Here is a 24,684-nt window from a genome sequence, read left to right as displayed (position 1 = left end):
TAGGCACGTTTGCAGGCATATCCCACACACTCGGCGCTCGCGGAACGTCAGGCCCGCTCATCGAGCAGGCGGTCCAGCAGCGCGGTGAATTCGTCCGCGCGTGCCGGAGTGAACGCCGGACTGGGCCGGGTGCCGGGTACGTCGAGAGTGACCAGTGTCGAGCGAAACGGGCGGCTCATGTCCAGCGGCAGCCAGCGGCGCAGGTCAGAACTGCCCCAGATGCGGAACCGGTGCATCAGCCCCAGCGGTTCGGCCTTATAGCCGCGAACCTGCTGCAGCGTAACGATTTTCGAGGTTCCAGACGGAAAGTGGTAGCGCCGCAGCGTGATCGCCGCGCGGTCCAGTTGGACCAGGCCGTCGTCGTAGGTGTCGGCGTTCATTGGCGGGCGCTTCGAAGCTGATGACCGCGCGCGGTCAAGCAGCGGCCGTTCTCCAGATTCCACTGCCAGCCGTGCAGGTTGCAGGTCAGCGTGGTGCCCTCGACGATCCCGAACTTGGACAGGTCCGCCTTCAAGTGCGGGCAGCGTCGCTGAATCTCCCAGCCGTCCAGAGTGATCGACGCGGAGTCGTCGTGGGTCTCGGCGAACCAGCCGTCGGCATAGGCGATCCGTTCTTCGGTCAGACACTTGAAGAACGTGTACAGGTACTCGTTGTAGCCGCCGACCCGCCAAGCGCGGAACCGGGTGGACAGAAAAATCGTGTTGACCCAGTCCGGCTCGTCGTCGCGCAGCACCGTGCGCACCAACTCGGCCGGGATGGCGAACCCATAGCGAAACTTCTCGTCGGGAACTGGTTCGCGCACAGTCCGTTTCGGGAAGTCCAGCACGACCTTCTCGTGTGCGGCTTCGTTCCCGATCACCAGTTCGACGGGGTAGCCGATGCCGTCGCAGATCTCGTTGCCGGCCAGCATGATCGGTTCGAACTTCGCGCGCAGCGGCTCGAGCATCGAGTCACCGTCGGCGGGTGCCCAGCGGGCCTTCTCCGCCGCCAGCGCCGGCTCCATCCGAGCGGCATACTCGGCGATGTAGTCCGCCTTGCCGGTGGTGAAGATCGCCTCGACCTGCTCTACCGGTAGCGGATGGTCCAACGAGTTCAATTGCGCACCAGTGAAATCCGCGGTCGAGCCGGGAATCATCAGCAAGCCGTGGTCGTTGCCGTGTGCGCGCAGCTGGTCGAGAAAGACCATCTGGTCGGGGAAGATATTGGCCGGGTCGTCGTGGTCGTCGTTGAGGTGGCGCAGTTCGGGGTCCAGGAAGCACGGCGGGCCGGCCGACGGGATCACCCAGGTCGCACCGACTTGGGCGATGTACTGGCGGCTCCGGTCCATCTGCCGCTGCCGCTTTTGGATGCCGAACGACTCCTTGGCGCGCTGCGGCATGTCGTACACCATCGGGTACCAGATCGCCCCGGAGTACTGCAGCATGTGTGCGTCGATGTGACCGAACTCGGCGGCCACCGCGTCCAGGTCGACCGGCCGTGCGTCGTTCATGTTGAACGCCGTGGTGGTGCCATCGCTGACCACCAGCCCCGAGTCGCCGATCGGTCCGTCGGCTGGGGCACGCAGCGCGACGATCATGATGTCTAGTTCGCCCTTCGGGCCGCTGAGCCGGTGCTTCACCGAGTCGGCGGTCTCGAAGAATCGGTGGAACCCGAGTAGTTGCAGCGCGTTTTTCAGATCCGGCACCGGATAGTCCGGCAGCAAGACCACCGCGTCTTTGTTGACGCGCTCCGTCAGCAGCCTCGCGTCGAAATGGTCCTTGTGCAGGTGCGAGACGTAGAGGTAATCGCAGTCGCCGAGCTCATCCCAGTCCAGCCCGCTGTTGTCCGGGAACGGAAACCACGACGCGAAATACGCCGGGTTCACCCACGGGTCGCAGAGAATGCTCCCGGCTGACGTATCGATCCGAAAGCCGGCGTGGCCGATGCTTGTGACCTGCACTGACACCCTTTTGTTGCGGTCTGCTGACGCCCCGAGTTTAGCCGCCGGGCCGAGAAACGCCCGACCCGCTAGAGCGGCATCGGCGCGAACATTAGGCTGGTGCACCGTGGAACCGGTTTACGGGACAGTGATTGCCCTGGTGCGGCTGACCTGGCGGGTGCAAGGCCTGCGCTTCACGGTCGTCGGCGAGGAAAACATCCCCGACGGGGGAGCGGTCATCGCGATCAACCACACCAGCTATTTCGACTTCACCCTTGCCGGCCTGCCCGCCTTCAAGCAGCACCGCGAGCGCAAGGTGCGGTTCATGGCCAAGCAGGAAGTCTTCGACAACAAGCTCACCGGGCCGATCATGCGGGGCTGCCGGCACATTCCGGTGGATCGGTCCAGCGGCGCGGCGTCCTACGAAGCCGCGGTCGAGCGGCTCAAGGCCGGCGAGCTGGTCGGCGTGTACCCGGAAGCCACGATCAGTCGCAGCTTCGAAATCAAGGAATTCAAGTCCGGCGCCGCCCGGATGGCGATCGAGGCGGGTGTGCCGATCGTTCCGCACATCGTCTGGGGTGCTCAGCGGATCTGGACCAAAGACCACCCGAAGAAGTTGTTTCGCCCCAAGGTGCCGATCGTGATCGTGGTCGGCGAGGCGATTCAGCCGACCCTCCCGGCTCCCGAGTTGACCGCGTTGCTCCATTCCCGGATGCAGCATCTGCTCGAGCAGGCTCAGGACCTGTATCCGTCGCATCCAGCCGGCGAATGGTGGGTACCGCGTCGGCTGGGCGGCAGCGCCCCCACCCTGGCCGAAGCCGCTCAACTGGACGCCGAAGAGGCCAGCCAACGTGCGGCCGCCCGTGCCGCCCGCGAGGCGGGTCGCACCGAGTAGCGGCCGTGGAGCCGGTGTACCGCGCACTCAAGATCACGGCCAAGGCCCTGGTCGCGGCGACTGGCACAACGATCACCTTTCAAGACCTCGAGCACATCCCACGCAGCGGCGGTGCCGTCATCGCGATCAACCACACCAGCTATGTCGACTGGCTGCCCGCCGCCCTGGCGGCCAACGCCCGCGGCCGGCGTATCCGGTACATGATCAAGGCCGAGATGCAGCAGGTGAAGGTGGTCAATTTCCTGATCAACCACACCAAGACCATCCCGGTCGACCGCGGCTCCGGTTCCCACGCCTACGCCGAGGCGGTCCGCCTGCTGCGAGACGGTGAGGTGGTCGGCCTGATGCCGGAAGCGACGATCAGCCGCAGCTTCGAGCTCAAGGAATTCAAAACCGGCGCGGCGCGAATGGCGCTGGCCGCGCACGTGCCGACGGTGCCGCTGATCGTCTGGGGGGCGCAGCGGATCTGGACCAAGGGTTATCCGCGGGATCTCGGCCGGCGCAAGATCCCGGTGACCGTCGCCGCGGGTCCGCGGTTGCCGCCGACGGGTGACGTCGAACAATTGGACGCCGCGCTGCGTGAGGGAATGACCTCGCTGCTCCATCGCGTTCAAGAGCAATATCCGCACCCCGAAGGTGCTTTCTGGGTGCCGCGCAGGCTAGGCGGCGGCGCACCTACGGTAGCGGAGGCAAAAATTATTGAGGACACTGAGAAGGCCGAGCGCGCTCGCAAGCGCGCCGATCCCAGCGCCGGACCTGGGTAGCGGCACACACGAAGGAGCGACCGCCATGCCAGAACCGTTTTACCGGTTCGGAGAGTGGGTCGTTCCGCCTGTCGTGGCGATGAACGGCACCAAGTTCACGTTCCGCGGGCTGGAGAACATTCCGCAGCGCGGGGGAGCTCTGCTGGCGCAGAACCACACCAGCTATCTGGATTGGCTGCCACCGCTGTTCGCCGCCCGCGAGCGCGGCCGGCGGATGTATTTCATGATCAAAGCCGAGATGGCCGACGTGAAGGCGGTCAACTACGTCATCAAGCACGCCCGGCTGATTCCGGTGGACCGCCGCAACGGGCACGACGCGTTCGAACTCGCGGTGCAGCGACTGCGTGAGGGCGAGTTGATCGGGATGCATCCCGAGGCCACCATCAGCCGCAGCTACGAGTTGCGTGAGTTCAAAACAGGAGCGGCGCGGATGGCGCTGCAGGCCCAAGTTCCGATCGTCCCGCTGATCGTGTGGGGAGCTCACCGGATCTGGCCCAAGGACCACGAAAAGAAGTTGTTCCGCAACAAGATTCCGATCACCGTCGCCGCCGGACGCCCGCTGGCGCCACACGGCACGCCCGAGGAACTCAACATGAACCTGCGCCGGGCGATGAATGAGCTGCTGTACCAGGTGCAAGAGGAGTATCCGCACCCGCCGGGTGAATACTGGGTTCCGCGTCGGCTCGGCGGCAGCGCGCCGACCCGCGAGGATTCGCAGAAGATCCGATTGCACGAATTGCAGGAGCGGTTGGACAAATACGGCACCGATGGCGTGACTCGCCCAGGCCAGGATCAGAGCGGTATCCATTGACCCTGCCCGCGCTGATCGCCAGCGACGTCGACGGCACCCTGCTCAACGAAGACGAAAAAGTCACCCCTCGCACCCGCGATGCCGTGCAGGCGGCGGTGGAGGCCAACGCGGTTTTCGTGCTTGCCACCGGCCGTCCGCCGCGCTGGATCCCGCCGGTGGTCGACGGTCTGGGATTCGCGCCGATGGCGGTGTGCGCCAACGGCGCGGTGATCTACGACCCGGAGACCGACCGCGTGCTGTCGGCGCGAACGCTGTCCGTCGCCGCGCTGCGTGAACTGGCCGAGATCGCCACCCAAGTCATTCCCGGCGCGGGCCTGGCGGTCGAGCGGGTTGGCGAAAGCGCGCACGACAGCGCCACACCGCAATTCGTCAGTTCGCCGGGCTACGAGCATGCCTGGCTGAACCCCGACAACACCGAGGTCTCCATCGAAGACCTGCTCAGCGCGCCCGCGATCAAGCTGCTGGTCCGTAAGGCCGGCGCCCGCAGCGCGGACATGGCGGCGGCGTTGGCGGGGCACATCGGCGCCGAGGGCGATCTGACCTACTCGACCAACAATGGCCTGATCGAGATTGTGCCGCTCGGCGTCAGCAAGGCTTCCGGCATCGCGGAAATCGCTGCGCCGCTTGGCATTCCCGAGGCCGACTGGGTGACTTTCGGTGACATGCCCAACGACGTGCCGATGCTGTTGCGGGCCGGGCTCGGCGTGGCGATGGCCAACGCGCACCCCGACGCGCTGGCGGCGGCTGACGAGGTCACCACGTCCAACGCCGACGACGGGGTGGCGCGGGTGCTCGAACGCTGGTGGCTTTAGCCGTACGACGATGCGCGTCGCGAAGCGACGCGAGGAGGAGTGCGGCACATGGATGTAGCCGTACGACGATGCGCGTCGCGAAGCGACGCGAGGAGGAGTGCGGCACATGGCGGTAGGGGCTGGGCGCCGAGCGTGACGCCAGGGCACTTCTGACCAGTGGATTCGGGCCTCAGCGTTACGCTCGCGGACCCGTCGGCGGCAAAAATGTAGGGAAAACCCTTATTGATCCGTGGGCCCACGGCGCTCAGGCTGTTCTAAGCGTTTGCTTATGCGGCGCCTACCCGGCGTCGAATGTTCCGAGGAGCCCTATCGTGCCTATCCGTCTCTCACGTCAGCTCGTCGCCGCCGCGGGTTCCGCGGCCACCGCCGCCAGCTTGATTGGTTTTGCCGCGCTGTCCCAGACCCTTCCGCCGCAGACCCGTCCGGTCGCGCTGACCGCGGGAGATGCCGAGATTTTTGTGCCCGACACGTCGACCTTCGACCCATCGGTTGCGGAGGGGTTTCCACCCATCGAGCGTGTGCTGCAGGGCGGTGAAGTGTGGAATCCGACCAGCCAACCGGCGGATTCCTTCATCTTCCTCGAGGGTACGGATACGCAGACGACGATCGGGTCGTTCGTCAACGACGACTTCCTGGAGACGTCGGGGAGCGTGGAAGGCGTTCCGACGACACTGCCGGTGCCTGCTGCCGGCAGCGAGATCGATCTCGCGAATTTCGGCGGCGGCTTCGAAAACGAGTGGGCCAACCTCGTCTACGGCGACCTTCACACCACCACCGACACCATCATCACGCCGTTCGGCAACTACACCCTCCCACTCGGATCCACGGCGGCCCAGGCCGGAGCGGCGGTTCCCGCTGAGGTAGTTGGTTACTCCTTCACCGACTTCCTGAACTCCCTCCAAAACACGGTGAGCGCCGGCGAGGCCTACCTGACCGACGCCGGAACCGCGTTCAGCGAGGGGGCATACCTCACCGGGGTGTCCGACGCGCTGGCCGGCTTCGGCAATCTGACCGTCGGAGAGCAAGCCGACCTGTTGGTGAATGGCTATTCCTTCCTCGTCGACAGCGACGGGAACGCCGGCTTCGCTCTATCTGCCCTGAAGGCCCCGGCCGACCTTGCCGATGCCTTCGCTCAGGCCCAGCAGTTCGCATCGGACGCTCAGGGCTTGATCACTACCGCACTGTCCGATTTCACCGCGGGCGACGAGTACTTCGGTCTGGTCAACATCGCCAACGCCGGCATCGAATCGACCTACGCCAGCGACGAGATCATCCTCGGCCTGACCGAAACCTTGTTGCAAAGCACTGTGCCGTGAGGACGGCAGCAGGCCTCAGGCGGCCGGGGTGACGGGAGAGAACCGCTCCAGCTGAACCGGTGGCCCGCCGGGAGACGGCGGCGGGAGCTCCTCGACCACGCCGTCGATCACCCGGGTGACTCGTCCGGTGAGCCGGTCGAAGTTCAGCGTGCCGTGTTGGAAGTTCTGCTTGACCCATTGCGGCTCTTGGAATTCCGAGCTGGTCGGCAGGCCCAGCGCTCCGCGCTCGTAGCCCAGCGAAGCCCACGCGTCGTAGATGGCGCCGGTGACCACCTGCGGGCCGGTCTCGGGTGACCAGTACATCGCGCCCTTTTCGAACGTGGCGTAACGCGCGTCGCCGGCGCCGGTCGCTTCGGGCGAAGTGGGCGCGCCGAGAGCGCTGCTCGGGCCGCCGATCGTCTGCCAGCGGTCGTAGATCGCCCCGCCCTGTAACGACAGGGCCAGGTCTTCCGGTCGCGGCGGACCGCTGAAATGCGCTGCAGTGTCACGGATGTCGTCGAGCAACCCGTAGGCGATGTTGCCCGGGCAGTCGGTGGCGCCGACGTCGCGGTGGGCGAAGACGGTCGGCAGCGTCGCGACGGAATTCAGTGGGAAGTTTGTGTTCTCACCGCCGGCCGACGACAACGCGACCATTCCCTTGGGATCGATGTGGTCGACGCCGAGCCGCCAGCCGATCAGCCTGCCGATGGTGTGCAGCTGGATCGGGGTCGGTGCGATGTCGTCGAAGTTGCCGATCATCGTCACGCCCCAACTGTCGCTGTTGAAGCCGCCGGTGTGATCGCCCTGCACCGGCCCGAGCAATGCGCCGGCCCGTCCCTCGAAGACTTGCCCGTACTTGTCGACCAGCGCGTTGTAGGCAATGTCGCACCAGCCCAGGATCTGGGTGTGATACGCGTAGATCGACTGCACGATCGCCGCCGAATCCTGCGGCTGGTAGTCGTTGCTCTCCGCGGTGTGGTGGACGACCGCCGCGCGGATGGGCTGATCGAACGGGCGGTTGCCGCAGTGCACCGCCGGGCCGCCGCCCCACTGTGCCCGGGCGATGATGGCCGGCGCCTGGCCCGGGGCCACGATCGCGGTGGGTGGATTCCACTGCGTGTCGGCGGGTGCTTGCGGCGGAGAGATCAGGATCGCCGAGATGTTCTGCGCGAGTGGTTGTTCGGTGTTGGCCGGGATATACCCCAGCCCCGAGGGCGGTGTCTTCTTCGGTGCCGACGTCCGGGGAGCATCGGCCGGGCGGCTGACCGAGATCTGAACGGTGGTGGTTTTGCCGACGAAGACCGGATCAGTGCCGCGCGGTCCGTCGCCGCGCCCGGTGAGGGTTTCGGTGTCGTACCACTTACTCCACGAGCCGTCGGCCTGGCGCGCCCGGACTCGCGCGGTCGTTCCGGTCAGGTCGCCGCCGGTGAGGGCGACCATGGAAAACGGCGTGCGCTGGCTGATCTCACGGACCGTGACACCGCCGCCGAGCCCGACCAGCGGCTGCTGCGCGAGGTGGGTCTCACCGGCTCGCGCTGGCTGGTCGTGATCCTGGACGCTCGAGGCGACCGCCCACGGCAGGATGACGACTGTCGCGGCGAGGGCGGTGAACAACATCGTCGGCGGACGACGGCGGGACGGCACGAAACGATGTTACGTATGTGTCCAATGGTGCAAATGGTTCGACACGCTACTTAAGTGAACAATGTGTTTCCGCCGCGATCCGCCGAGGGTGCAGTTGGCGACGCATTTCGCGAGTGGCGATGCCAGTGGCTGCACTTTCGTCGCGCACAGCACGGCACCGCAGAGTTTGACTGAACCTGGTCAGACCAGGGGGGCCACTTCTGCGGTGCCGTTTCGGGGGAAATCCGAAGCCGGGCGTGCGATCAGGGGATCGGTGCCGGCACTGGCGGCGGCGGGACCGGGGCGGCCGCGCCGTGGGCGGCGTTCTGCAACTGCGGCAGGATCATGCCCTTGAGCAGGTCAATGGCTTGACCCGCGCCCAGCTGGTTGGCCGCGCTCATCATGTCGCTGACCAGCCCGCCGCTGGGCGCCGCCGGCGCTGCGCCGACGTTCGGGTCACCGAGGATCGGGTAGGTGCCCCCCGAGGGGTCCAACCCGACCGGGTCGCTGATCGGCAATTCACTCGGACTGGCCGCGGCTGCACCGGTGCCGTCCAAGCCGGGCGTGGTCAAACCCGGAGTGCTCAAGCCCGGAGTGGTGGCGCCGGGCGTCAGCCCCGGGGTGGTGAGCCCGGGCGTGGTGGCGGGGGTCAGGCCCGGAGTGGTGAGACCCGGCGCGGCGCCAGGCGTCAAGCCCGGCGTGGTCAAGCCCGGCGTGGTCAATCCGGGCGACGCCAGACCAGGTGTAGTCAGGCCGGGAGAGGCAAGACCCGGGCTGGCGAGGTCGGGCGTGGCCCCGGGGAGCGTGCCCAGCCCCGGAGAGCCGAGGCTGCTGGGGCTGGTGGCTCCGGTCAGGCTCGGGATCGGCGGGAGGCTGACCCCAAACTGCGACAACCCCTGCGTCAGCGCGCCCATCAGCTCGCCGGGAAGATCGGTCATGGACGCGGCCCGGACGAACTCCTGGTGTTGCGGTGCGGGCTTCGCGGTCAAGTCGCAAACTGCGATGTAAGCAAAAGGACTCGCGACCGCCAGAGCGGCGAACGCGCTCGTGGCTGTCGAGAGCCTGCGTCGACGTCGGTTCGGCACGGAAGTCTCCTCAATGTGGACTGCGGTCTGTCGTGCACGCCGGGGGCGCGCACGGTGTCTGACTACTGCTTATTCGGACACATGGCCGATGTTACTTACGTGAATGTTGTTACTAGAGTGACGAGATCTAATCGTGAAGCAATCGCGACATTCGTCACCAAATCTCGCCCAACCGTTACCCGCCACGCCGGTATCCGAGCTTGCGGTCGATGTAGTCGCGTTATGACCCCCGCGCCGAACGGGCGATGGTGCGTGAGTCCGATACCCTAGGCAACCGATGACTGCTCCCTCCGGTCGCTATGACCTCTTTGTCGTCGGTTCCGGCTTTTTCGGTCTGACGATCGCCGAGCGCGTGGCTACGCAGCTCGGGAAGCGGGTCCTTGTCGTCGAACGCCGCCCGCACATCGGCGGCAACGCCTACTCCGAGGCCGAGCCGCAGACCGGCATCGAGGTGCACAAGTACGGCGCGCACCTGTTCCACACCTCCAACAAGCGGGTGTGGGACTACGTGCGCCAGTTCACCGATTTCACCGGCTACCAACACCGCGTGTTCGCGATGCATGCCGGACAGGCATATCAGTTCCCGATGGGATTGGGACTGGTGTCTCAGTTCTTCGGTCGCTACTTCACCCCGGACGAAGCGCGCGCGCTGATCGCGGAGCAGGCGGCGGAATTCGATACCGCGACGGCGACCAACTTCGAAGAGAAGGCGATCAGCCTGATCGGCCGCCCGCTGTATGAGGCGTTCATGAAGCACTACACGGCCAAGCAGTGGGAGACCGATCCCAAGAACCTTCCAGCGAGCAACATCACCCGGCTGCCGGTGCGCTACACGTTCGACAACCGCTACTTCAACGACACCTACGAGGGACTGCCGGTGGACGGCTACACCGCGTGGCTGGAGAAGATGGCCGCCGACGACCGCATCGAGGTCCGGCTGGACACCGACTGGTTCGAGGTTCGCGACGAGCTCCGCGCTCAGAGTCCGGACGCACCGGTCGTATACACCGGTCCGCTGGACCGATATTTCGACTATTCCGAGGGTCGCCTTGGTTGGCGCACACTGGATTTCGAGCTCGAGGTGCTACCGACCGGAGACTTTCAGGGCACGCCGGTGATGAACTACAACGACGAAGACGTGCCCTACACCCGGATCCACGAGTTCCGGCACTTCCACCCGGAGCGGGATTACCCCACCGACAAGACGGTGATCATGCGCGAGTACGGCCGCTTCGCCAAGGACGACGACGAGCCCTACTACCCGATCAACACCCCCGACGACCGCGCGATGGTAGAGGCGTACCGAACCCGAGCTGCGAACGAAACCGCTTCGGCCAAAGTACTTTTCGGGGGCCGGCTGGGCACCTATCAGTATCTCGACATGCACATGGCCATTGCCAGCGCGCTCAACATGTACGACAACGTCCTGCTGCCGCACCTGCGGGACGGCGCATCGTTGCAAGAAAACAGCAGAGGAAGCACCCGGGGATGAGTAAGACCACGGTTGACGAAACAGCTCAGGCCACAAGCCAGCAATCGAGCAAGGCGGTGAGCCTGCTGGCGCGGGTGATCCTGCCGCGCCCGGGTGAGCCGCTCGACGTCCGCAAGCTCTACCTCGAAGAGTCCAAGACGAACGCCCGTCGGGCGCATGCCAGCAACCGCACCTCGCTTCAGATCGGCCCCGAGTCGCAGGTGTCGTTCGCTACCTACTTCAACGCGTTCCCGGCCAGCTACTGGCGCCGATGGACGACGTGCACGTCGGTGGTGCTGCGGGTCGAGGTCACCGGCAAGGGGCGAGTCGACCTCTACCGCACCAAGGCCACCGGCGCCCGAATCTTCGTGGAGGGGCAGGACTTCGCGACGAAGGGTGACCCGGAGGTCCTCGAAATCCAGGTCAGCCTGCAACCTTTCGAAGACGGCGGGTGGATCTGGTTCGACATCACGACCGATTCCGAGGTGACGCTACGCAGCGCCGGGTGGTACTCCGACCAGCCCGCTCCCGGGGTGGGCAACATCGCGATCGGCATCCCGACCTTCAACCGGCCAAACGACTGTGTCAACGCGCTGCGCGAACTCACCGCAGATCCGTTGGTGGACCAGGTGATCGGTGCGGTCATCGTCACCGACCAAGGCACCTCGAAGGTCCGCGACCACCCCGATTTCGCGGCCGTGGCAGCCCCGCTGGGTGATCGGCTGGCCATCCATGACCAGCCCAACCTCGGTGGCTCGGGCGGATACAGCCGGGTGATGTACGAAGCGCTGAAAAACACCGACTGCCAACAGATCCTGTTCATGGACGACGACATCGAGCTGCAGTCGGACACCGTGCTGCGCATCCTGGCGATGCACCGCTTCGCCAAGGCGCCGATGCTGGTCGGTGGCCAGATGCTCAACCTCCAGGAGCCGTCGCACCTGCACATCATGGGCGAGGTGGTCGACCGGGCGAACTTCATGTGGACCGCGGCGCCGTACACCGAATACGACCACGACTTCGCCGAATATCCGTTGAGCGACAACAACCCTCGCAGCCAGCTGCTGCACCGTCGCATCGATGTCGACTACAACGGATGGTGGACGTGCATGATCCCGCGGCAGGTCGCCGAAGAACTCGGCCAGCCGCTGCCGCTGTTCATCAAATGGGACGACGCCGACTACGGCCTGCGCGCCGCCGAACACGGTTACCCCACCGCGACCCTTCCCGGCGCCGCGATCTGGCACATGGCATGGAGCGACAAGGACGACGCCATCGACTGGCAGGCCTACTTCCACCTGCGCAACCGGCTGGTGGTGGCGGCCATCCACTGGGACGGCGACGTCAAGGGCCTGGTGCGCAGCCACTTCAAGGCGACGCTGAAACACCTTTCCTGCCTTGAGTATTCGACGGTCGCCATCCAGAACAAGGCGATTGACGACTTCCTGGCCGGTCCCGAGCACATCTTCTCGATCCTGGAATCCGGCCTGCCGGAAGTGCACCGGATTCGTAAAGAGTTCCCCGACGCGGTGGTATTGCCGTCGTCGGACGCACTGCCCGCGCCGTCGCAGCGCAACGTCGAGATGAAGCCGCCGGTACACCCGCTGTCGATCGGGTACCGCCTCGTCCGCGGAATTCTGCACCAATTGAAGAAGTCCGACCCGCAGCATCACCAGCGCCCGCAACTCAACGTGCCGACCCAAGACGCCCGCTGGTTCCGGCTCTGCACCCTGGACGGCGCGACCGTCACGACGGCGGACGGCCGCGGCGCGGTCTACCGCCAACGCGACCGGGACAAGATGTTCGCGTTGCTGGCGCAGTCGCTGCGCCGCCAGCGGCAACTGCTGCGTCGGTTCGACGAGATGCGTCGCGTCTACCGCGCCGCGCTCCCCGAGCTGACAAGCAAAGAAAAGTGGGAGACGGTGCTGCTGCCGACTCAGAGCAATGCGGCTGGCAATGGCCGACATCACGGCTGAATCGGCGTCGCCGCACGGCGAAGTCGCCGCGCTGGTCGCGGTGCAGTCGGCGCTGGCGCACCGCCCTGGCGCGTTGGCGATCGCGCGGGCGATGTCCCACTTCGGTGAACACAGCCTCGGCTGGCTGGCTGTGTCGGCCCTCGGCGCAATCCTGCAGCCGGCCAAGCGGCGCAGCTGGCTGGTGGCCGGGGTTGGGGCGTTCGCCGCGCACGCCGCCGCGGTGGTGATCAAACGGATCGTGCGCCGCCCGCGGCCCCATCACCCCGCGGTCGCCGTCAACGTCGGCACCCCGAGCAGCTTGAGCTTCCCGTCGGCGCACGCGACGTCGACCACCGCGGCGGCCGTATTGCTGGGCCGCACCACCGGTCTACCGCTGCCTGTCATGCTGGTCCCGCCGATGGCGCTCTCGCGGGTGCTGCTCGGCGTGCACTATCCCAGTGATGTGGCCACCGGCGTGGCCGTCGGGGCAGCCGTCGCCGCAGCCACCGAGTGGATCGCCAACTGGGCAGACGACAGGTGGAGCGTGAGATGACCGAGCAGCTTGACGACAAGAAAGTGGCAGGGCCGTCGGCCAACCTGTTCGTCGGCGTGATCAAAGCGATGCGCCCGCGGCAATGGGTGAAGAACATCTTGGTCGCGGCGGCTCCGCTGGCGGCCTGGGGCACCTATGCCCACTACAACTACCGCGACGTGATCGTCCAGATCGCGGTCGCCTTCGTCGCGTTCAGCCTGGGCGCATCGTCGATCTACCTGATCAACGATGTCCGCGACGTCGAAGCCGACCGCCAGCATCCGACCAAGCGATTCCGTCCGATCGCCGCGGGTGTGGTTCCGGAGTGGCTGGCCTATGCGTTGGCGGTGGTGCTCGGGGTGCTGTCGCTCGGTATCGCCTGGTCTCTCAACCAGAATCTGGCTCTGGTGATGGCGGTCTACATCGGGATGCAACTGGGCTACTGCTTCGGCCTCAAACACCAAGCGGTGATCGACATCAGCATCGTCTCGTCGGCATATCTCATCCGCGCCATCGCCGGCGGTGCCGCCACCAATACCCATCTGTCGCAATGGTTTCTGCTGGTGGTGGCATTCGGTTCGCTGTTCCAGGCGGCCGGCAAGCGTTACGCCGAACTGCAGTTGGCGGAGCGCACCGGGGCCAAGATCCGTAGGTCGTTGGAGAATTACACCAGTACGTATCTCCGCTTCGTCTGGACGTTGTCGGCCACCGCGGTCGTGGTCTGCTACGGGTTGTGGGCTTTCGAGCGCGACCACGGGAAGGCCGGCTGGTTCGTGGTCTCGATGGTGCCGTTCACGATCGCGATCCTGCGGTATGCGGTGGACGTCGACGGTGGTGTCGCCGGTGAGCCCGAAGAAATCGCGTTGCGCGACCGGGTGCTGCAGGTGCTCTTCCTGGCGTGGATCGGGACCATCGGTGTCGCAGTCTTCCTCGGCTGACGCGGTCCCGGCCGACGGACCGGCTTCGCGCTGGCCGACGCTGAGGTTGGTTCGACGCGCGTCGTTTCCTTACGACATCACGGTCCGGGCCAGCCTGTGGACCAGTGTGGTCGTGGTCGCGGCGCTGTTCGGCTGGGGTGCCTGGCAGCGCCGGTGGATCGCCGACGATGGCTTGATCGTCTTACGCACCGTGCGAAACCTGTTGGCGGGCAACGGGCCGGTGTTCAACGCGGGTGAGCGGGTCGAGGCCAACACCTCGGTGGTGTGGACCTACCTGGTGTACGGCGTCAGCGCGCTCACCCGGCCCCTGCAGCTGGAATATGTCGCGCTGGCGTTGGCGCTCGGGCTGAGCCTGCTCGGGCTGGCGATGTTGATGCTGGGCACCGGACGGTTGTTCGCGCCCAGCCTGGTCGGGCGGCGCGCGATCATGCTGCCGGCGGGGGCGCTGGCCTACATCGCCGTGCCGCCGGCTCGTGACTTCGCCACCTCTGGCCTCGAAAGTGGTTTGGTGACGGCCTATCTCGGGCTGTTGTGGTGGATGATGGTCTGCTGGTCACAGGCCAGACGTTCCGGTCCGCCGGGTCGGTGGTTCACCGGCGTGCTGGCCTTCGTCGCTGGCTGCAGTGTGCTGGTGCGCCCGGAATTGGCGCTGATCGGCGGCGGTGTGCTGATCATGATGCTGATCGCCGAGCGGACCGGACGCGGCCGGCTCGAGATCGTGGCAGCCGGCGGATTGTTGCCGGTCGGCTATCAGATTTTCCGGATGGGCTACTACGGCTTGCTGTTTCCCGGCACCGCGCTGGCCAAGGACGCCGGCGGCGACAAGTGGTCGCAGGGGCTGGTCTATCTGTCGAACTTCAACGGGCCGTACGCGATATGGGTGCCGCTGCTGCTGCTCACGGGACTGGGTCTGGTGCTGTGGGCCTCGGCGCGGCGTCGCAAAGAGCAGAAGGACCCGGCCGCGACCTCGTTCGGCGGCGGTCCACTGAACAGGACGGTGCAAAGCCCCGCCGCCGTCGTGATTTTCATCGTGGTCAGTGGGTTGCTGCAGGCGGTGTACTGGATCCGCCAGGGCGGTGACTTCATGCACGGCCGGGTGCTGCTGGCTCCACTGCTGTGCCTGCTCGCCCCGGTCGCCGTGGTGCCGGTGGTGTTCCCGGAGGGCACGCGGCTCACCCGCGAGGCGGGCTACTGGCTGGCCGGCACGGTCAGCGCGTTGTGGATGTGTGTCGCGGGATGGGCGCTGTGGGCGGCCAATTCGCCCGGCCTGGGGGACGACGCCACACGCGTCACCTACACCGGGATAGTCGACGAGCGCCGGTTCTACGCGCAGGCAACGGGTCACGCGCACCCACTGACCGCCGCCGACTACCTGGACTACCCGCGGATGCGTGCGGTCCTGGTGGCGCTCAACAACACTCCGGAAGGCGCCTTGCTGCTGCCCTCCGGCAACTACGACCAGTGGGATCTGGTCCCGCCGATCCCGCCGAAGGATGGCATCCCGCCCCGAAACGGCCCGCACACAGTGTTTTTCACCAACCTGGGCATGGTCGGCATGAACGTCGCGCTGGATGTGCGGGTGATCGACCAGATCGGTCTGGCCAACCCGCTGGCCGCGCATACCGCGCGACTGCAGCACGGCCGCATCGGCCACGACAAGAACCTCTTCCCCGACTGGGTGATTGCCGACGGGCCGTGGGTGAAGTGGTATCCGGGTGTGCCGGGTTATCTCGACCAGAAATTTGTCCAACAAGCCGAGGCGGCGCTGAAGTGTGAAGGCACCCAACAGGTGCTGAACTCGGTGCGCGCTCCCATGACGTTCCACCGGTTCTTCTCCAACCTGCTGCATTCGGTGCAGTTCACCCGTTACCGCATCGATCGCGTCCCGCGCTACGAGCTGATCCGGTGTGGCCTGGCCATTCCGGAGACCGGCGCGCCCGAATACACCGGTCTCCCGGCCACCGGGCCGTAGCTCGGAAGTTATCGGCAGAAGAATTTTTGTCACCCATTTGTTTAGTGCGGTGATGCCCGATTCGATTGGCGCCCAGCTATGTCGAATATGTACGCTTACCGGCGAACAACCGCTCGTCGGCACATTCACAGCGTGGTGATCCGCAGCCGAGTCGGGCGGGTCCGGCCGCAGCTGGGGTCCCGGTTTCGGGCCTACGTCGATGAGAGTCCAGACCGCGATATGTGGTTCACTACTCCAGGCACTGCTGCGCCGTCCAGCATGGACGCGGGTCCGAATGACTCGTTGAATGCCGGACATGAAGGCCGGCGCGTCCAGCATCGATGCGGGCCAAGAAAGCGGCCCGTGCAGAAGCTGGGCAATAGGGCGATGCAGTCCGACCCACACCGTTGGGCCCGACAATGAATGAGGAAGCAAGAATGAGGCTTGTTGACAGGTTTCGCGATGCGGCAAAGAGGGTGCCGCGTCGGCTCGCGCTAGGGGCTGCCGCTGCGGCTCTGCTGCCGGGCATGATCGGCGTCGTAGGCCAGACGGCGGACGCACACGCGTTCTCCAAGCCGGGTCTGCCCGTCGAGTACCTGCAGGTGCCTTCGGCGGCCATGGGTCGCGACATCAAGGTCCAGTTCCAGAGCGGTGGCGCGAACTCGCCCGCCGTGTACCTGCTCGACGGCCTCCGTGCGCAGGACGACTTCAACGGCTGGGACATCAACACCCCCGCCTTCGAGTGGTTCCTGCAGTCCGGGCTGTCCGCAGTCATGCCGGTGGGTGGGCAGTCCAGCTGGTACACCGACTGGTACAAGCCGGCGTGCGGCAAGGCCGGTTGCCAGACCTACAAGTGGGAAACCTTCCTCACCAGTGAGCTGCCCGCGTTCTTGGCCTCCAAGGGCGTCAAGCAGAACGGCGGCGCGGCTGTCGGTCTGTCGATGGCTGGTGCCTCGGCGCTGAACCTGGCCAACTACCACCCGGCGCAGTTCGTCGAGGTCGGTGCGTTCTCCGGCCTGATGGATCCGTCGCAGGGCATGGGCCCGTCGCTGATCGGCCTGGCCATGGGTGACGCCGGTGGCTACAAGCCCGCCGACATGTGGGGTCCGAAGGAGGATCCGGCCTGGGCCCGCAACGACCCGCTGCTCAACGTCAGCAAGACCGTCGCGAACAACACCCGCGTCTGGATGTACTGCGGTAACGGCAAGCCGTCCGAGCTCGGTGGCGACAACCTGCCGGCCAAGTTCCTCGAGGGCTTCGTGCGTACCAGCAACATCAAGTGGCAGGACGCCTACAAGGCGGCCGGCGGCAACAACGCGGTGTTCAACTTCGACGCCAACGGCACGCACGACTGGCCGTACTGGGGTGCGCAGTTGCACGCGATGATTCCGGACATGCAGGCCCACCTCGGTGCCACGCCGGGTGCGGGTCCCGCGGCGGGCGCTCCGGCGGCCGCAGCGACCGGTCAGCACACCTAAGAACTGCACGGCAAACGGCGGCGACCTTTCGAGGTCGTCGCCGTTCGCCGTTTCAGGCGTCCGTCACAACGCGGTGTGATTAGCTACCTTGCGGAACGGGGGCGCTGCGCGGTTCCCCTTTTTTGGCGGTCGAGCGATAAAGCGAGGTCAGGAATGAGAAGTCGGTCAGTGCTGTCCAGGCTGCTGTGTCTCCTAGGCGCCGCCGTGTTGACGACCGGTGGTTTCCTGATGACGGAGCTGAGCCCGGCCCGCGCCGCGGGCTACGAGACGCTGATGGTTCCCTCGGGCGCGATGGGCCGCGACATCCCGGTGCAGTTCATGGCCGGCGGCCCGCACGCGGTGTACCTGCTCGACGCCTTCAACGCCGCTCCCGACGTGAGCAACTGGGCGACCGCCGGCAACGCCTTCAATACGCTCGCCGGCAAGGGCATCTCGGTGGTCGCCCCCGCGGGCGGCGCCTTCAGCATGTACACCAACTGGGAGCGCGACGGCAGCAAGCAGTGGGACACCTTCCTGTCGCAGGAGCTGCCGGACTGGTTGGCCGCCAACAAGGGTCTGGCACCTGGCGGCCACGGCGCGGCCGGCGCATCCCAAGGCGGCTACGGCGCGATGGCACTCGCCTGCTTCCACCCCGAGCGCTTCGGCTTCGCCGGCTCGCTGTCAGGCTTCCTCTACCCCTCGAACACCACGAGCAACGGCGCGATCCTCGCGGGTCTGCAGCAGTTCGGCGGCGTCGACGGCAACGGCATGTGGGGTGCCCCGCAGCTGGGCCGGTGGAAGTGGCACGACCCTGAGGTGCACGCGATGCTGTTGGCGCAGAACAACTCGCGGATCTGGGTCTGGAGCCCGACCAACATGGGCGGCGACGCCGCCGCGATGATCGGCCAGGCCGGTGAGGCGATGGCCGGAGCCCGCTTCTTCTATCAGGAATACCGCAACGTGGGTGGCCACAACGGCCACTTCGACTTCCCCGGCGGCGGTAGCAACGACTGGGGCTCGTGGAGCGGACAGCTGGGCGCGATGTCCGGCGATATCGTCGGCGCGATCCGCTAGGCGGCTCGCTGCCCGGTTCGCGCGCCGCGCTCCGCTGTGAGCAGCATCACCATGATCTCTGGCGTGCTGCGCAGATAATCTATGCGTAAAGCGATAGATCTGTCGGGCGGTCAGCACTTCACGTCCGCTCGCGCAGCCGTGCCGGTGACGGGGTCACCTGGCGGAAGAAAGGGGGCTCTCCGGTCATGAGACACGTCAACCACTGCACTTGCCCGGCGAAGCCCCCGGCGACTGCGCCACGGGTAAGCGCCTCACCCTAGGCACACCAGGCGTCGCCACTGTCCACTCTGCCGACGCCCGCTGCCCACATTTCGCGCACGCGATCCGCCTCGCCCCGTTGTCTCGGTCAGCACTGCCGCGAGCGCGGCACCGGATCGCGTCGCTAGTCCCACATCTGCTATCGACGGAGAAACCGCTATGTCCAAGGTGGATTTTGCCGCCCTGCTCGCCTTGAGTTCCGCGCTGTGCGTGGCAGTCGGCGACGTCCTTCAACAGCGCGCCGCGCGCGCCATCACCGACCCGTCAGTCGATCACGTCGGCTTGCTCGCCAGGTTGCTGCGTGATACCGCCTGGCGCCGGGGAGCGGTGGTCCTGGTGGCGAGCATCGCGTTGCAAGTGGCGGCGCTTGATCTCGCCTCGGTACTTCTGGTCCAGCCGCTGCTGATGCTCTCGCTGCTGTTCGCGATGCCGATCAGCGCGAGAATGTCGCAGCGCGCCGTCACCGCCCGAGAGTGGACCTGGGCCGGGCTGCTGACCGTCGCGGTGATCGCGATCGTCACGATAGGCAACCCGCAGCCCGGTCATTCCACCGCATCGCTGGAGACGTGGTTCGCGGTCGGCGCCGTCATGGGCCCGGTGCTGTTGGGTTGCGTCGTCGCTGCCGAGGTTTGGGGTGGCGCGACCGCCGCGGTGCTACTGGCCTTTGTGTCCGGCTCGCTGTGGGGTGTTTTCGCTGCTCTCACCGAGCAGGTCGTCCGTCGCCTGACGTCAGCCGGATGGGCGATAGCCGCAGCGCCGGAACTCTGCGCCGCTGCACTGCTGGCGATAGCGGCAATCGTGGTCGGCCAAGCGGCTTTTCGGGCCGGCCCGCTGACGGCGTCCATGCCGACTTTGGAGGTGACGCAGCCGGTTGTCGCCGCCGGGCTGGGGGTAACCGTCCTCGGTGAAACCCTGAGCGCGAGTCCGCTGGGGACAACCGCCCTCGTCGTCGCAGCGGCGGTGGTCCCCGTAGCCATCTGGCAGCTGGCGCGCGCCGAGGACGCCGGAAACGACAGCCGCCCAGAAAGCGTTGCGGCCGCCGGGATCCCGAACATGATCACCGAAGCCGGCTTAGTCACTGTCGAATGATCGTCGGCCGATCGGCGCCATCGCGCCGGTTCGGCTGTCTCACAGGAGTTGGATAACCGATGACCTTTCCGAACGACGACGTCAACATTCGGTTCGCCACCGAGGACGACCTGCAAGCCGTCTACGAAAATCAGGCCGACGTCTACGGGATCACAGCCGACCAATCGGACGTCGAAGCATGGAAACAGCGCGTGGAGTTAGACGACATCCTGGTTGCCGAGGATGTCTCGGACCCGCGGCATCCGTTCGTGGTCGGCACCTCCCTCTACTACAAACAGCAGCTCACCGTCCCGGGCGGCGCCACGCTGGACGCGGCATGGCTGGCGATGATCGCTGTGGCACCCACCCATCAGGGACAGCGGATCTGGCAACAGCTCAGCGCCCGTGGATTCGAAATCCTGATGGAACGCCGGTGTCCCATCCTGTGCGGTGTCCCGACCCAACCCACCGTCTACGAGATTCTCGGGGCAGGGGTCGCCAGCTATTCCCGCACGTTCACCATTGAGCCGCGGTTCACCGCGCTGCGGGACAAGCCGAGCCGCAACCGGGCACGCAAGGTCGACGCGTCCGAGGCGCAAGTCGACGTGCCGGAGCTGTACGACCGCTGGCGCGCCGCCACACCGGGAGCGCTCAGCCGTACCGACGGCTGGTGGGCCGACTACCTCGAGGACCGCGTCACCCAGCGCGAGGACGGGTCGGCGCTGAACTTCATCGTCCATCCGGACGGGTTCCTCAGCTACCGCACGGTGGGCGCCAACCCGCACGCTTTTCGACGCCCGTTCGGAAACCTGCGCGTCCAGGACTTCTGCCCGATCACGCCGGAAGCGCACACCGATCTGCTGGGCGCGCTGGTGAGCATGAATATGTTCGACAACATCGTCATCGATGTCGCGGTTGACGATCCGCTCCCGCTCAAGCTCAAAGATCCGCTCGCCGCCCGGCAGACCGGTGGCTGCGATTTCTTGTGGCTGCGGATCATGGACGTGCCGACAGTGCTGTCCGCGCGGCAGTATTCGGCCGACGCCGACCTGGTGCTCGACATCACCGATCCGCTGACCGTCGCCGCGGGGCGATTCCGGCTGCAGATCCGCAACGGCACCGCTACGTGCACACCCCATGAGGGGCCCGCGGACGTGACAATGGCCCTGGGCGATCTCGGAACGCTGTTCATGGGTGCCCATCGGGCATGGGAACTGCACAGCGCGAACCGGATCACCGAACTGGAAAGCGGCGCGCTGAAGAGGCTGGACGCCGCCTTCACCACGACGAGGGCGCCGTTTTCCGGCACGCTGTACTGACGCGGACGCACTCCCGGTCACGGTCGCGCAACCGTCGGCGCGAGCACCGACGCGGCAAACGCGCCGGACGGTAGGCTGTCGTGGGCACATGGACAGGTGGTGCCGCGATATGTGGCCAGCAGCCAAGCCGCAGCGCCACCGCAAGCCGGCTGCGCCTTCGATCGACTCTTCAAGCGGGAGACCATGGCTGTGAACTCACGGCGGAAACGCCGTCGTCGAATTCTGGCGTTGACCGCCGCCGCCGCTGTGGCGTTGGTGGTGGGACTGGTCATCCTGGCCGTGGTCGGCGTGCTGCGTCAGCGCGAGGGCGTGCCGAGCGCGGTGCCGCCCAGCATCGTGCCGCCCACCAGCAGCGGTGTCCCATCGCGCCCACACAAACCGCGGCCAGCCTCACAGGACTCCAGCTGCCCCGACGTGCAGCTCCTCTCGATCCCCGGCACCTGGGAGTCGTCGCTGCAGGACGACCCGCTGAACCCGGTCCAGTTCCCGAAGGCGTTGTTGCTCAACGTCACTCGGCCCATCCGCGAACAGTTCAACACGAGCCGGGTGGAGACCTACACCGTTCCCTACACCGCGCAGTTCCATAACCCGCTGAGCGGCGACCCGCAGATCTCCTACAACGACAGCCGGGCCGAGGGCACCCGCGCGGCGGTCAAGGCGATGTCTGACATGAACGCCAAATGTCCGCTGACCAGCTACGTGCTGGTGGGCTTCTCGCAGGGCGCGGTGATCGCCGGAGATATTGCCAGCGACGTCGGGAACGGCCGCGGTCCTGTCGACGACGACCTGGTGCTCGGCGTGACCTTGATCGCCGACGGCCGTCGCCAACAAGGGGTCGGGCAGATGATCGGCCCCAATCCGCCGGGTGAGGGTGCCGAGATCATCCTGCACGAGGTGCCGGTGCTTTCCACTCTCGGTCTGACGATGACCGGCGCGCGACCAGGCGGCTTCGGCGCACTCAACAACAGAACCAACGAAATCTGCGGACCCGGGGACCTCATCTGCGCCGCCCCACCCGAAGCGTTCAGCCTGGCGAATCTGCCGCGGACGCTGGACATCCTCGCCGGCGGGGCCGGTGCGCCGGTGCACGCGCTGTACGCCACCACTCAGTTCTGGAGCTTGGACGGCCAGCCCTCGACCGAGTGGACGCTGAATTGGGCGCACACCACCATCGAGAACGCCCCCCATCCGAAACACAGCTAGCCGCGCATCGTTCGGCCCGGCGTCACAGGTCACAGTTCTGCTAAGCGGTACCGTCAGATTTGGTCGGCGGCGGACCGCCCACTAACATTAAGAGAAATTTAAGAGCAGCAATGGTCAACCAGGCGCGCGTTCAGTGCCTTGGGGAACGCTCAGCGTACTTCGGTAGCCTCTGGGAGGCTTGCCGCCCGCGACGGCCCGGTGAGGGCGAGAGCGCGGTGTTCCCGCAGGCCGGAGCGATTGCGAAGAGACTGTTGACGAGGCTTACCCAGACTTAGCCCGAGCAGCGTGGTGAAGGAGAGAAAGCGGCATGGCGTACCACAATCCGTTCGTGGTGAACGGCAGGATCACGTTCCCCGACAACACCAACCTGGTTCGTCACGTCGAGAAATGGGCGAAGGTTCGCGGCGACAAGTTGGCCTACCGCTTCCTCGACTACTCGACCGAGCGCGACGGCGTCACCCGCGACATCGGCTGGTCGGATTTCGCCGCCCGCAACCGGGCCGTCGCCGCCCGGCTTCAGCAGGTCACCAAGCCGGGTGATCGGGTTGCCATCCTGTGCCCGCAAAACCTCGACTACGTGGTGGGCTTCTTCGGCATCCTCTACGCCGGCCGGATCGGCGTCCCGCTGTTCGACCCGTCGGAGCCCGGTCACGTCGGCCGCCTGCACGCCGTGCTCGACGACTGCGAGCCGACCGCGATCCTGACCACCAGCGACTCCGCCGAGGGCGTCCGCAAGTTCTTCCGCAGTCGTCCGGCCAAGGAGCGGCCGCGTGTGATCGCCGTCGACGCGGTGCCCAAGGAGGTCGAATCCACCTGGGACGTCGACCAGGTCGACGCCAATGCGATCGCGTACCTGCAATACACCTCGGGTTCGACGCGCACCCCGACCGGGGTCGAGGTCACCCAAGCCAACCTGGCCACCAACTGCGTCCAGGTGCTCGAGGCGCTGCAAGGTAACGAAGGCGACCGCGGTGTCACCTGGCTGCCGTTCTTTCACGACATGGGCCTGATCACGATCATGCTCGGCCCGATGCTCGGCCAGCACAACACCTTCATGACGCCGGCCGCGTTCGTGCGGCGCCCCAGCCGCTGGCTGCGCGCGCTGGCAGGGGTCGCCGGCGACGACGGCCCCACCTATTCCCTGGCGCCGAACTTCGCGTTCGAGCATGCCGCGCTGCGCGGCATGCCTCGCGACGACGAGCCGCCCCTGGACCTGTCGAACGTCAAGGCCCTGCTGAACGGGAGCGAGCCGATCTCGGTCGCGTCGATGCGTAAGTTCACCGACGCGTTCGCGCCCTACGGGATGGACCGGAACGTCATCAAGCCCTGCTACGGCTTGGCCGAGGCGACGTTGTTCGTCTCGATCACCCCGATGGAGGAGGGCCCGACCGTCACCTACGTCGACCGGGACGCGCTGAACAACCATCGCTTCGTCGAGGTCGAGCCCGACGCGCCGAGCGCGGTTACCCAGGTGTCGGCCGGCAAGGTCGGTGTCGACGAGTGGGCGGTGATTGTGGACGCCGAGACGGCCACCGAACTGCCGGACGGTCAGATCGGCGAGATCTGGTTGCACGGCCCGAACATGGGCCAGGGCTACTGGCGCCGCGAGGCCGAGTCGACCGAGGTGTTCCGCAACATCCTCAAGTCGCGCATTCCTGAGTCGCACGCCGAGGGCGCCGCCGACGACGGCACCTGGGTCCAAACCGGTGACTACGGAACGTATTACAAGGGCAATCTGTACATCACCGGACGCGTCAAGGACCTGGTGATCATCGACGGGCGCAACCACTACCCGCAGGACCTGGAGTACTCCGCGCAAGAGGCCAGCCGCGCGCTGCGAACCGGGTTCGTGGCCGCCTTCTCGGTGCCGGCCAATCAGCTGCCGGCCAGCGTGTTCGACAACCCGCACGCCGGTCTCAAATACGACAAGGACGACACCTCCGAGCAACTGGTGATCGTCGCCGAGCGTGCCCCGGGCGCGCACAAGCTGGACTATCAGCCCATCGCCGACGACATCCGGGCGGCCATCGCTGTCCGGCACGGGGTGACCGTGCGAGACCTGCTGCTGGTCCAATCCGGTTCGGTGCCAAGGACTTCCAGCGGCAAGATCGGCCGCCGCGCGTGCCGGGCCGCCTACATCGACGGCAGCCTGCGTGGCGGCACCACCGGACCGAACGCCTATCCCGACCAAACCGACCCAGACCAAAACTAACCCAGACCACAACTAACTGAGTGCGAACATGACTGACCTAGAC

General features: G+C 66.3%; 20 protein-coding genes. 16 read left to right on the top strand and 4 right to left on the bottom strand.

What is annotated here, in order from left to right; all coding sequences use genetic code 11:
* Positions 1 to 47: 47 nt before the first annotated feature.
* Together MKK62_RS07900 and MKK62_RS07895 are read right to left on the bottom strand one after the other, a co-directional pair.
* A complete protein-coding gene (locus MKK62_RS07900) occupies positions 48 to 380 on the bottom strand; it encodes a hypothetical protein (protein WP_240261595.1) in 333 nt (110 codons plus the stop codon).
* Positions 377 to 1,939 carry an MBL fold metallo-hydrolase gene (locus MKK62_RS07895; protein WP_240261596.1) on the bottom strand — a complete coding sequence of 521 codons (1,563 nt, stop codon included), beginning with the start codon at positions 1,937 to 1,939 and terminating at the stop codon, positions 377 to 379. The genes MKK62_RS07900 and MKK62_RS07895 overlap by 4 nt, the downstream gene beginning before the upstream one ends.
* Positions 1,940 to 2,045: 106 nt before the next feature.
* On the opposite strand from MKK62_RS07895, the gene MKK62_RS07890 reads away from it, so the two are divergent.
* From MKK62_RS07890 to MKK62_RS07870, 5 genes are all read left to right on the top strand, one after another.
* Positions 2,046 to 2,813, top strand: coding sequence for a lysophospholipid acyltransferase family protein (locus tag MKK62_RS07890; RefSeq protein ID WP_240261597.1), 768 nt, complete (start codon positions 2,046 to 2,048; stop codon positions 2,811 to 2,813).
* A gap of 5 nt (positions 2,814 to 2,818) precedes the next feature.
* A complete protein-coding gene (locus tag MKK62_RS07885; RefSeq protein WP_240261598.1) occupies positions 2,819 to 3,577 on the top strand; it encodes a lysophospholipid acyltransferase family protein in 759 nt (252 codons plus the stop codon).
* A 25-nt stretch (positions 3,578 to 3,602) separates the two neighbouring features.
* Complete coding sequence (locus MKK62_RS07880; RefSeq protein WP_240261599.1) at positions 3,603 to 4,388, top strand: lysophospholipid acyltransferase family protein; 786 nt, start codon at positions 3,603 to 3,605, stop codon at positions 4,386 to 4,388.
* Entirely contained in the window at positions 4,385 to 5,200 is an 816-nt protein-coding gene (locus tag MKK62_RS07875) for an HAD family hydrolase (protein ID WP_240261600.1), read from the top strand. The genes MKK62_RS07880 and MKK62_RS07875 overlap by 4 nt, the downstream gene beginning before the upstream one ends.
* A 311-nt stretch (positions 5,201 to 5,511) precedes the next feature.
* Positions 5,512 to 6,516: a hypothetical protein gene (locus MKK62_RS07870; protein ID WP_240261601.1), complete on the top strand. Its 1,005-nt coding sequence runs from the start codon at positions 5,512 to 5,514 to the stop codon at positions 6,514 to 6,516.
* 15 nt (positions 6,517 to 6,531) lie between these two features.
* Here the strand turns inward: MKK62_RS07870 and MKK62_RS07865 are convergent, their stop codons facing one another.
* Together MKK62_RS07865 and MKK62_RS07860 are read right to left on the bottom strand one after the other, a co-directional pair.
* Positions 6,532 to 8,139: an N-acetylmuramoyl-L-alanine amidase gene (locus MKK62_RS07865; RefSeq protein WP_240261602.1), complete on the bottom strand. Its 1,608-nt coding sequence runs from the start codon at positions 8,137 to 8,139 to the stop codon at positions 6,532 to 6,534.
* Positions 8,140 to 8,381: 242 nt separating this feature from the next.
* Positions 8,382 to 9,203: a hypothetical protein gene (locus MKK62_RS07860; RefSeq protein ID WP_240261603.1), complete on the bottom strand. Its 822-nt coding sequence runs from the start codon at positions 9,201 to 9,203 to the stop codon at positions 8,382 to 8,384.
* Between the two features lie 277 nt (positions 9,204 to 9,480).
* Here MKK62_RS07860 and glf point away from each other — a divergent pair, with 277 nt between their 5' ends.
* From glf to fadD32, 11 genes are all read left to right on the top strand, one after another.
* On the top strand, positions 9,481 to 10,695 hold the full coding sequence (gene glf / locus MKK62_RS07855) for a UDP-galactopyranose mutase (protein ID WP_240261604.1): 1,215 nt from the start codon (positions 9,481 to 9,483) through the stop codon (positions 10,693 to 10,695).
* On the top strand, positions 10,692 to 12,650 hold the full coding sequence (locus tag MKK62_RS07850) for a glycosyltransferase (RefSeq protein ID WP_240261605.1): 1,959 nt from the start codon (positions 10,692 to 10,694) through the stop codon (positions 12,648 to 12,650). The genes glf and MKK62_RS07850 overlap by 4 nt, the downstream gene beginning before the upstream one ends.
* Complete coding sequence (locus tag MKK62_RS07845; protein WP_240261606.1) at positions 12,631 to 13,182, top strand: phosphatase PAP2 family protein; 552 nt, start codon at positions 12,631 to 12,633, stop codon at positions 13,180 to 13,182. The genes MKK62_RS07850 and MKK62_RS07845 overlap by 20 nt, the downstream gene beginning before the upstream one ends.
* Complete coding sequence (locus tag MKK62_RS07840; RefSeq protein ID WP_240261607.1) at positions 13,179 to 14,099, top strand: decaprenyl-phosphate phosphoribosyltransferase; 921 nt, start codon at positions 13,179 to 13,181, stop codon at positions 14,097 to 14,099. Before MKK62_RS07845 ends, MKK62_RS07840 begins: the two co-directional genes overlap by 4 nt.
* Positions 14,077 to 16,071 carry a terminal beta-(1->2)-arabinofuranosyltransferase gene (aftB, locus tag MKK62_RS07835; RefSeq protein ID WP_434085036.1) on the top strand — a complete coding sequence of 665 codons (1,995 nt, stop codon included), beginning with the start codon at positions 14,077 to 14,079 and terminating at the stop codon, positions 16,069 to 16,071. The genes MKK62_RS07840 and aftB overlap by 23 nt, the downstream gene beginning before the upstream one ends.
* 416 nt (positions 16,072 to 16,487) lie before the next feature.
* Positions 16,488 to 17,528, top strand: coding sequence for an esterase family protein (locus tag MKK62_RS07830; protein ID WP_240261608.1), 1,041 nt, complete (start codon positions 16,488 to 16,490; stop codon positions 17,526 to 17,528).
* Positions 17,529 to 17,681: 153 nt separating this feature from the next.
* On the top strand, positions 17,682 to 18,581 hold the full coding sequence (locus MKK62_RS07825; RefSeq protein WP_240261609.1) for an alpha/beta hydrolase-fold protein: 900 nt from the start codon (positions 17,682 to 17,684) through the stop codon (positions 18,579 to 18,581).
* A 417-nt stretch (positions 18,582 to 18,998) separates the two neighbouring features.
* Complete coding sequence (locus tag MKK62_RS07820) at positions 18,999 to 19,928, top strand: DMT family transporter (protein ID WP_240261610.1); 930 nt, start codon at positions 18,999 to 19,001, stop codon at positions 19,926 to 19,928.
* Positions 19,929 to 19,987: 59 nt separating this feature from the next.
* Positions 19,988 to 21,226 (top strand): GNAT family N-acetyltransferase, encoded by a 1,239-nt coding sequence (locus MKK62_RS07815; RefSeq protein WP_240261611.1) that lies wholly within the window; start codon positions 19,988 to 19,990, stop codon positions 21,224 to 21,226.
* A 183-nt stretch (positions 21,227 to 21,409) separates the two neighbouring features.
* On the top strand, positions 21,410 to 22,429 hold the full coding sequence (gene culp6, locus MKK62_RS07810; protein ID WP_240261612.1) for a carboxylesterase Culp6: 1,020 nt from the start codon (positions 21,410 to 21,412) through the stop codon (positions 22,427 to 22,429).
* A 307-nt stretch (positions 22,430 to 22,736) separates the two neighbouring features.
* On the top strand, positions 22,737 to 24,641 hold the full coding sequence (gene fadD32 / locus MKK62_RS07805) for a long-chain-fatty-acid--AMP ligase FadD32 (RefSeq protein ID WP_240261613.1): 1,905 nt from the start codon (positions 22,737 to 22,739) through the stop codon (positions 24,639 to 24,641).
* Positions 24,642 to 24,684: the final 43 nt, after the last annotated feature.

Source organism: Mycobacterium paraterrae (assembly GCF_022430545.2).
GTDB classification, from domain to species: Bacteria; Actinomycetota; Actinomycetes; order Mycobacteriales; family Mycobacteriaceae; genus Mycobacterium; species Mycobacterium paraterrae.
Note: the sequence above shows the minus strand (reverse complement) of the source record. Positions and strands in the feature narration are given on the sequence as shown.

Bases quoted from the DNA above. Each gene is read 5' to 3' on its own strand.
- MKK62_RS07900 (WP_240261595.1), bottom strand. From the start codon at position 380: ATGAACGCCGACACCTACGACGACGGCCTGGTCCAACTGGACCGCGCG.
- MKK62_RS07880 (WP_240261599.1), top strand. From the start codon at position 3,603: ATGCCAGAACCGTTTTACCGGTTCGGAGAGTGGGTCGTTCCGCCTGTC.
- glf (WP_240261604.1), top strand. From the start codon at position 9,481: ATGACTGCTCCCTCCGGTCGCTATGACCTCTTTGTCGTCGGTTCCGGC.
- MKK62_RS07850 (WP_240261605.1), top strand. From the start codon at position 10,692: ATGAGTAAGACCACGGTTGACGAAACAGCTCAGGCCACAAGCCAGCAA.
- MKK62_RS07845 (WP_240261606.1), top strand. From the start codon at position 12,631: ATGGCCGACATCACGGCTGAATCGGCGTCGCCGCACGGCGAAGTCGCC.
- MKK62_RS07840 (WP_240261607.1), top strand. From the start codon at position 13,179: ATGACCGAGCAGCTTGACGACAAGAAAGTGGCAGGGCCGTCGGCCAAC.
- MKK62_RS07830 (WP_240261608.1), top strand. From the start codon at position 16,488: ATGAGGCTTGTTGACAGGTTTCGCGATGCGGCAAAGAGGGTGCCGCGT.
- MKK62_RS07825 (WP_240261609.1), top strand. From the start codon at position 17,682: ATGAGAAGTCGGTCAGTGCTGTCCAGGCTGCTGTGTCTCCTAGGCGCC.
- MKK62_RS07820 (WP_240261610.1), top strand. From the start codon at position 18,999: ATGTCCAAGGTGGATTTTGCCGCCCTGCTCGCCTTGAGTTCCGCGCTG.
- MKK62_RS07815 (WP_240261611.1), top strand. From the start codon at position 19,988: ATGACCTTTCCGAACGACGACGTCAACATTCGGTTCGCCACCGAGGAC.
- culp6 (WP_240261612.1), top strand. From the start codon at position 21,410: ATGGCTGTGAACTCACGGCGGAAACGCCGTCGTCGAATTCTGGCGTTG.
- fadD32 (WP_240261613.1), top strand. From the start codon at position 22,737: ATGGCGTACCACAATCCGTTCGTGGTGAACGGCAGGATCACGTTCCCC.